Origin of the sequence: Caldanaerobacter subterraneus (assembly GCF_004345675.1) — a bacterium.
In the GTDB taxonomy this organism is placed as follows: Bacteria; Bacillota; Thermoanaerobacteria; order Thermoanaerobacterales; family Thermoanaerobacteraceae; genus Thermoanaerobacter; species Thermoanaerobacter subterraneus.
In genome coordinates this window covers 86,037-93,065 of sequence record NZ_SLWU01000009.1, presented here as the reverse complement: position 1 = coordinate 93,065, position 7,029 = coordinate 86,037, and the positions used below count along the sequence as shown (strand labels likewise).

The 7,029-nt window shown below is 35.3% G+C and carries 9 protein-coding genes and 1 pseudogene; 5 read left to right on the top strand and 5 right to left on the bottom strand.

Going from position 1 to position 7,029, the window contains the following annotated elements; genetic code table 11:
- Positions 1-403 (bottom strand): annotated as a pseudogene (locus EV203_RS05945) (recombinase family protein); the annotation flags it as partial.
- Between the two features lie 44 nt (positions 404-447).
- Positions 448-1,014: a superoxide dismutase gene (locus EV203_RS05940; protein ID WP_132039568.1), complete on the bottom strand. Its 567-nt coding sequence runs from the start codon at positions 1,012-1,014 to the stop codon at positions 448-450.
- 270 nt (positions 1,015-1,284) lie between these two features.
- Between EV203_RS05940 and EV203_RS05935 the strand changes: the two genes are divergently transcribed.
- The 3 genes from EV203_RS05935 (at position 1,285) to EV203_RS05925 (ending at position 2,593) form a co-directional block, all read left to right on the top strand.
- Complete coding sequence (locus tag EV203_RS05935; RefSeq protein WP_011025246.1) at positions 1,285-1,653, top strand: type II toxin-antitoxin system Phd/YefM family antitoxin; 369 nt, start codon at positions 1,285-1,287, stop codon at positions 1,651-1,653.
- A 40-nt stretch (positions 1,654-1,693) separates the two neighbouring features.
- A complete protein-coding gene (locus tag EV203_RS05930) occupies positions 1,694-1,918 on the top strand; it encodes a hypothetical protein (protein ID WP_243700593.1) in 225 nt (74 codons plus the stop codon).
- A gap of 120 nt (positions 1,919-2,038) precedes the next feature.
- Positions 2,039-2,593, top strand: a complete 555-nt coding sequence (locus EV203_RS05925; protein ID WP_132039566.1) for a TIGR01440 family protein — start codon at positions 2,039-2,041, stop codon at positions 2,591-2,593.
- Positions 2,594-2,619: 26 nt separating this feature from the next.
- Here EV203_RS05925 and EV203_RS05920 read toward each other — a convergent pair whose 3' ends face one another.
- Positions 2,620-4,728, bottom strand: coding sequence for a YcdB/YcdC domain-containing protein (locus EV203_RS05920; protein ID WP_132039564.1), 2,109 nt, complete (start codon positions 4,726-4,728; stop codon positions 2,620-2,622).
- A 74-nt stretch (positions 4,729-4,802) separates the two neighbouring features.
- Positions 4,803-5,726 carry a glycosyl hydrolase family 18 protein gene (locus tag EV203_RS05915; RefSeq protein ID WP_132039562.1) on the bottom strand — a complete coding sequence of 308 codons (924 nt, stop codon included), beginning with the start codon at positions 5,724-5,726 and terminating at the stop codon, positions 4,803-4,805.
- A gap of 85 nt (positions 5,727-5,811) precedes the next feature.
- Between EV203_RS05915 and EV203_RS05910 the strand changes: the two genes are divergently transcribed.
- Both EV203_RS05910 and EV203_RS05905 read left to right on the top strand, forming a co-directional pair.
- Positions 5,812-6,093: a LiaF transmembrane domain-containing protein gene (locus tag EV203_RS05910; RefSeq protein WP_011025250.1), complete on the top strand. Its 282-nt coding sequence runs from the start codon at positions 5,812-5,814 to the stop codon at positions 6,091-6,093.
- Between the two features lie 19 nt (positions 6,094-6,112).
- Positions 6,113-6,520: a PspC domain-containing protein gene (locus tag EV203_RS05905; RefSeq protein WP_132039561.1), complete on the top strand. Its 408-nt coding sequence runs from the start codon at positions 6,113-6,115 to the stop codon at positions 6,518-6,520.
- Positions 6,521-6,587: 67 nt separating this feature from the next.
- On the opposite strand, the gene EV203_RS05900 is transcribed toward EV203_RS05905, so the two are convergent.
- Positions 6,588-6,875, bottom strand: coding sequence for a LytS/YhcK type 5TM receptor domain-containing protein (locus EV203_RS05900; RefSeq protein WP_243700592.1), 288 nt, complete (start codon positions 6,873-6,875; stop codon positions 6,588-6,590).
- Between the last annotated feature and the right edge of the window lie 154 nt (positions 6,876-7,029).

Sequence of the window (7,029 nt, the reverse complement as noted above, 5' to 3'; positions counted from 1 at the left end):
TATCATGTTTTTTGCCACCCCTTTGTCCGTAAATTCTTGCTGCAAACGATGTTACTATTGCTATTAAGTCCTTTGCTAGCTCTTTATTTCATTTATTCCACTTGCTATCTCATGTATGACTTCATACTGCCATCCTTGGGAATTAGCGTATTCCTCAAGCCTTCTAATCTGATTCTTGAGATATTCTTCCTGTTTCTTTGTGGACACTCTTGCATACAAAACTACTTTTAGGTTTTGGGTTTTCTTCCAGCATGCCTAATAACTTCTCTATATCTTCTTTTTTATACCTTCTAATGCCTTTTGGAGTTTTCACAGGTGTTATTAATCCTTCCTTTTCCCAGTTTATAAGTGTTCTTCGACTAATTGAGTACATTTCCTTTACTTTTTGCATGCTTAGTAACATTTATTATCACCAAATTAAAATTATACCACTTTGCATTACTATCTTCAACTGTTACCTACCTCCTCCCATTTTATATTGTTCATAAAGGCCTCTATATAGCTTTTTTTATCAGTGCCGTAATCTATAAAATAGGCGTGTTCGTAGGTGTCAAGGACCAGAAGAGGAATCGTCCTTGATACTATGCCGTGGTTGTGGAAGTCCTGAAGGTAATTGTGAAGTTTTAAATCTATAGGGTCAAAGCAAAGAACAGTCCAGCCCCGGGAAGCCATTCCACAGGCTATGAAGTCCTGTCTCCAGTTTTCAAAGGAGCCGAAATCAAGTGCAATCATTGGGGCTATTATGCCATCAGGTATGCCACCTGCTCCTCCTAAGTTTTCAAAATATAACTCGTGAAGTTTTACTCCATCTAAATTGTAAGTCTCTTCTAGTTTGAGTTCTCTATATTCACTATAGCTGGCATTTGCTTTTGAACGATCGACTGTTTTTAATTTTTCACGTATTTCGTTTGTCTTTTCTACATATCCATTGTACAACTTGTAGTGTTCTTCAAGAGTCCTTTGAGATATTCCTCTTAAAACTAAATTATATTTTTTTGCTACAAGCTTATCCATATTATTCCTCCTCTTGCATATCTAATTTTAGCATATGAAAAGATATATAATTAGTGCATAAAAAGAATTTATATAGTGATCTATTCAAAATGCTATTTTAATCTATCGAGTAACTTTTGGTACAATCGAACAAAAGGAACCGTCCCTAACGTCGGACTAACGTCTGGATAGTAATTCATTAAAATTTTCATTAATTTTTAATTGAAAATTTGTTATACTACTGGTATAATTTAATTGAGCAAAGAATAAAATAGGAAGGAGGGATGTACATTGATAAAAGTGGGTGATGCAGTTATGAGCAAAAGAAAGTTTTTTAATCTTAAAGATTTGGCTTCGTATATGATTTCCGTGAGTGATTTAGGGAGAGGAAAAGCATCAAAAATTATAGAGAAGGTTGCTAAAAAAAAGGAACATTATATAGTTGTTAAAAATAACAAACCTCAAGCAGTAATTATACCTATCGAAGAATATGATGAACTTATAGAAGCACAGGAAGACCTTGAACTTTTACAGCTTGCAATCGAAAGGACAAAAAATTTAAAAGAAGGAGAAACTTTGCCTTTTGAGGAGATTCTTAAAGAAGATGGATTGACAAAAGAAGAATTAAAAAAGTACATCGATATTGTGGAGATTGAATAATATGCCTCTCCCTCAAAGTGAAGGTGGTTATGGAAAACCTTTGGGTAATAAACAAGGAAACAATTTGACAGGCTTTTTTAAGATCAAGTACAAGAATATAGGAATAAGAGTAGTGTATACACTCGTTAGAGATAAAAAACTCATGAATATAGTAGCGGTTTCTCCAAGAGATGATGATTATTGTTACTCAGTAGCAGAGAAGAGAAGAAGAAAATACGGGAATGATTTATTTACCAAAGGATTCGAAAAGTTAGAAAGTGAATAAAAAACATATGCCAATGGGGCATTTTAACACAAGATTTAGTGTTTTTTATTAAGGACAGTGAAAGGATTCATTTTGAATATGGTAGAATGGTGGTAAAGGGTAGTTCAGGAGGGATAATGAATGGATTTAAAAGAGATTTCAAAGCAGACAGAGGAAGTCATAGAGGAGTTACTTGATATAGCGAATTTAAAGCCGGGGAGTCTTTTTGTCTTGGGTGGAAGTACAAGTGAAATATTGGGTAAGAAAGTGGGAACTGCAGGGAGCCTTGATGTGGCAAAAGCAGTGGTGGACCCAATTTTAGAGGCAATACATAAAAGGGGTTTATACCTTGCAGTACAGGGCTGTGAGCACATAAACAGAGCTCTTTTGGTTGAGGAAGAGGCAAAAGATAAGTACGGGTTTGAAGAGGTAAATGTCATTCCCCATGAACATGCAGGAGGGTCAATACAGACTTATGCTTATCAGCAGTTTAAAAATCCTGTAATGGTGGAAAATTTGAAAGGGTTGGGACATGCAGGGCTTGACATAGGGCTTGTCCTGATTGGAATGCATTTGAGGCCTGTGGTTGTACCTGTGAGATTGAGTCGGAATAAGATAGGAGAAGCCACAATTGTTGCTGCAAGGACAAGGCCTAAGATGGTAGGAGGAGAAAGGGCAAGATATAAAAAATTATAAAAGGCACGGGAGGCCGTGCCTTTAATTTATTTATTTACCTGTAAATATCTCACTAAAACTGCAGCAGCTTCGGCTCTTGTGAGAGGACGCTGTGGATAGAAGTATCCGTCTGAACCTCTCATAATATTAAGGCCAGAGATTATTGCCACATATCCTATTATGTTTTTAGGAATTTCGTTTTTGTCTTTAAAGCTTATACTAAATATATTAGGTATTTCTGCAATATATCCGACCTGAAGAGCATTTACCAGCATTTTTGCAGCTTCTAATCTCATTACAGGAGAATCGGGATTTTTTTCTTCTGGGGATATAATTTTTTTACTTATGGCAATAGCATAATACGTGTCATAGTCTTTTGAAGATTTTGGCATAGGGTCGTAGTAGGGCGGCTGTACTGTTTTTACCAGCATTTTTATAAAATCTTTTTGTGTTATCTCTTTGTCGGGATAGTACTTATCTCCCTCCACTTCAATTATGCCGTACTCTGCTAGAAGTTTTATGTCTTTTTCTGCCCAGTTGCCTTCTATGTCCGTGAAAGTGACCTTTGATTCTTTAACTATTGGCCTTCCCATTCCATCAAGGAGTGTACCTGTTTTAGCATCGATGTAGCCATAGAAATCGAGCTGGTAGACCAATTTCACTTTCGGTGGAGCGTCAGGAGATTTGTAGTCGTAATCTAAAATGTAATTTAACTTCATTTCATAGTTGTCAAGGAGTATTTTGTAAGCTTCATCGAGAGTTATTACATTTTCTGCAGGAGTGAAATTCACATTTGTCCAGTTTAAGTAGTAAGAGGTTATTTCCCCTGTATAAGGATTTAGTGTGATTGTTATGTTATCAAAGGGTGCTAAAATTCCATTTACAGTGCGCAAGTATGTGAAAGTATAAAGGTTTGGAGAATAATCTGGATTGGAGGTTTCATTGAAATACTTGGTGTTTTTAAATTTTTCAGGGATTATCCTTTCTAAATATTTTTCTGCAATTTCTCCTAATTCTTTTGATGTATATTTGGGCTGTTTGTCTTTGTCTTCTATGTCTGAAACAGTTTTTGAAAAGTATGTCAGCTCTCCTGTGACTGCATCTACAGACGCATTGACATAAAAGTACTTATTATCTTTTTGTAGGTTCCAGTAGAAGCTCCATGTGGGATTTTTTGCAGGGGCGTAGTAAGTATCAGTGTATAAACTAGCGCTCTCTAGCTTATATCCTTCCAGTGAAAATGGAAGAGAATTTTTAGCTATTTCCAGAGCTTTGTCTTTTGATATGTATTTTTCAGAAGCCTCTATTTCTTTCTTTTCTTCCGGAGTTAATTGCATCTCTTTTTCACCAGCAGGTCCTGCAGTTCTACCGCCTGGCATAGGATAGTAGTAGAGAGGCTTTTTCACTTCTCCTGTGAATGCATCAATAGGAGCATTTTGGTAAACACCATACACTAAAAGAGTTTTATAGGATTCTTTTTCTGATTGAGGAGGTATTAAAGCATATTGAAGAGTTAATCCAATTTTTTCTTTAAAAATTTTTATGGCTTCTTCTTTTGTAATTATGTTTTCAGGTTTTGGGAATGAATAGTCCTCCCAGTTTTGAAAGTAAGAGGTTACTTTTAAGGTGTTTTTGTCAACATATACATACAAGCCGTTGTTTGGGAAAGATATTCCGTTTACTATTCTTTCAAATGAAAAGCTGTAATTAGCGTCGTAATAAATACCCAATGGATATGAGGGAACTATTTCTTTTGTCTGTTTAAATTTTTCAGGAGTTATCTTTTGCAAAAATTCTATGGCAACTTTTCTAGCCTCTTCTCTAGTGTACTTTGGTATCACTGGCTTGTAAGGCTCCGATGTTGGAGTCCAAGTGGAATAACTAACAATTTCTCCTGTATTTGCGTTTACAGATACGCTTATGGTCCCTTTTGTGGTAGAATTCCAGGTTAAGTTCCATACTTTGTAATTTCCATATTCACTGTAGCTGGAGATAAAGTCATACCCGCTTCCACTTATACCTAGCTTAGTTTTTGCAATTTCAATTGCTTCTTTTAAGCTTATTTTTGTGTCTGCTTGAGCCTGTGCTATAGTTGAGGGCATAACTGCAGCAAACAGGAATACAAAGCCAATTAAAATAGGGATAAACTTTCTCATAAAGATAGACCTCCCTTTTGTTTTTTCACTATGTTAGACGTAAAAAAGATAAAAAAGTTCCCATTAGAGGAAAATTATTTTGTTTTTAAAATGTTCCATATGTTAGGGTCTTCTTGACCCAATCTCCACACGGCTATACCGGATAGTTTGTAGCTTTCTACTAAAGATAATTTTGCAGAAAAACTTTTTAAATCTTCAAACCAAACTGAGTGTACTTTGCCGTCTAATACGTAAGTGTAAGTGGATTCTTGAGCGGTTTGGTCGTATATTATAGTTACTCCTAAATTTTTTGCTAAGTCCACAGCTTGTTGGTATGTTAGAGTTCTTGGGTAATTTACGCCCTGTGTCCAATCATACCCATAAACAGCCATTCCAAGCCATATTTTTTGAGGAGGTATTACTGTTACGGCGTAATTTAAGACATTTGTGACAAAGCCTATTGAAGAGATCGGACCAGGCTGTGAAAAGTGTTCGTCGTAGGCTAGGATGTATATTTCATCGGCGTATTGGGCGATAAAGGAGTATTGAAAAGCTCCAGAAAATGGATGTCTGGGATTGTCAGTTAGCTCTGCTGGCACAGAAATTGTGATAATTTTTCTTATGGCTTTTAAAGAAATGTATAAGTCTCTTATAAAAATGTTTAAATTTTCTCTGTCTTCTGGTGGTACAAATTCAAAGTCTATATTTATTCCTGGATAATTATTTGTCTCAGCCATATTTCGTATGTTTGAAATTAAAGTATTTCTAAGAGGTGGTGTTGAAAGTAAATCATGTATTAACTGAGATTTTTTAGGGTCTGAGTAGTTGTGAATTATGGGATAAATAGGTAAATTGTTATCAGAGGCAATTTTTTTGACCTCACTGGAGGACATGTCTGCCAATGTGCCATCTTCTTTTACCCCATACCAGAAGGGAATTAATGTTGTTATATCTCTTGCGTGCTGTTGTAAATCAGCAATGGATCCTGGTGCTATATCAAAATACCATTTGTTGTCCATTTTAACCCCTCCGAAAATTTTAAAATTGATTTATATTTTCATAATATGTATAATGGAACTATAGGGCGATAAGGAGTGAAAAAATATGAGAAGAAGGACAGGGATTTTGACAAGTGGGATTTCCCTCATCTTTGTTGGAATAATACTCATTTTAGAAAAATTTTATATTGCCATTCCTTATTTTGTATATGAGATTATATGGCCTTGTTTTTTTATTTTTCTAGGGCTAGAGCTTTTGTTTAGCAAAAAATTGTACGGGGAAGAAAACAGCGGAATAAACGTTGGAGCTATTTTGCTGGCAATTTTAATGTTATTTTTTACTAGCGAAATTTTTTATTTACCGCCTTTTGATTTAAGAATATGGTAGCAGATTGGAGGAAATGTGAATGGATAAAAGGCTGTACAGGTCGAGGGAGCAGAGGATTTTTGGAGGAGTTTGTGGAGGCATTGCTGAATATTTTAATGTAGATGTGACTTTGGTAAGGCTTATATGCCTTGTCACAGTGATTTTTGGCGGAGGAGGGCTTCTCTTTTACTTGATAGCGTGGATTATAATTCCTGAAAATCCCTATCAGACAGAGAAACCAGTGGATAAAACAAAAAATGAGATGGGCGAAGCAGGAAGTGAAAAAGAGATTAAAGATAATAGAGCGAATGAAGTGTTGGGATGGGGATTGATAATTTTAGGCCTTTTGATTTTGTTGCCGAAATTATTTCCATTTGTGAGCTTTAGAATGCTGTGGCCAATAGTCTTAATTGGACTTGGTATATGGATATTATTAAAGAGGGATTAGAATTTTAATCCCTCTTTTTTTAAAGTTCTGAAACAGTGACAAATTTATATCCCTTTTTTTAACTTTTTTATAATTTGAGGCAACTTTTTCGCAAATAAGGAAGAGTTCTGGAAGCGATATCTAAAGCTATTTTTGCCTGCATTGCAGCAATCTGTTCTTTTTCGTCGAATATGGATTTTATCATTATCATAAATATGCCTATTCCTGTAGCGTTTACTACCATCATGGGGATGCCAACGATTTTTACAAGTTCAACGGCCTGATGAAAAGGTTTAGCTGTCGCCAAAATTATCAACATCTGCACTCCTTCGCCTATGAATCCTGCCATAAATGCGTATTCCCAAATATCATACATAGGTATTCACTCCAAAATAAAGGAATTTTTGTATTTTTGTCGTAGTAATAATTTGTACCTTATCACATTCATTTTACAAAAATTTTTACTCTACTGCAATGACTATTTTAAGGAACAATTTTTAAATAATTTCGTCTAAAAAGTAGAAGGGGAG

Excerpts from the sequence above, each read along its gene's own strand:
- EV203_RS05920 (WP_132039564.1), bottom strand. The coding sequence starts at position 4,728 with ATGAGAAAGTTTATCCCTATTTTAATTGGCTTTGTATTCCTGTTTGCT.
- EV203_RS05900 (WP_243700592.1), bottom strand. The coding sequence starts at position 6,875 with ATGTATGATATTTGGGAATACGCATTTATGGCAGGATTCATAGGCGAA.
- EV203_RS05915 (WP_132039562.1), bottom strand. The coding sequence starts at position 5,726 with ATGGACAACAAATGGTATTTTGATATAGCACCAGGATCCATTGCTGAT.
- EV203_RS05910 (WP_011025250.1), top strand. The coding sequence starts at position 5,812 with ATGAGAAGAAGGACAGGGATTTTGACAAGTGGGATTTCCCTCATCTTT.
- EV203_RS05940 (WP_132039568.1), bottom strand. The coding sequence starts at position 1,014 with ATGGATAAGCTTGTAGCAAAAAAATATAATTTAGTTTTAAGAGGAATA.
- EV203_RS05925 (WP_132039566.1), top strand. The coding sequence starts at position 2,039 with ATGGATTTAAAAGAGATTTCAAAGCAGACAGAGGAAGTCATAGAGGAG.
- EV203_RS05905 (WP_132039561.1), top strand. The coding sequence starts at position 6,113 with ATGGATAAAAGGCTGTACAGGTCGAGGGAGCAGAGGATTTTTGGAGGA.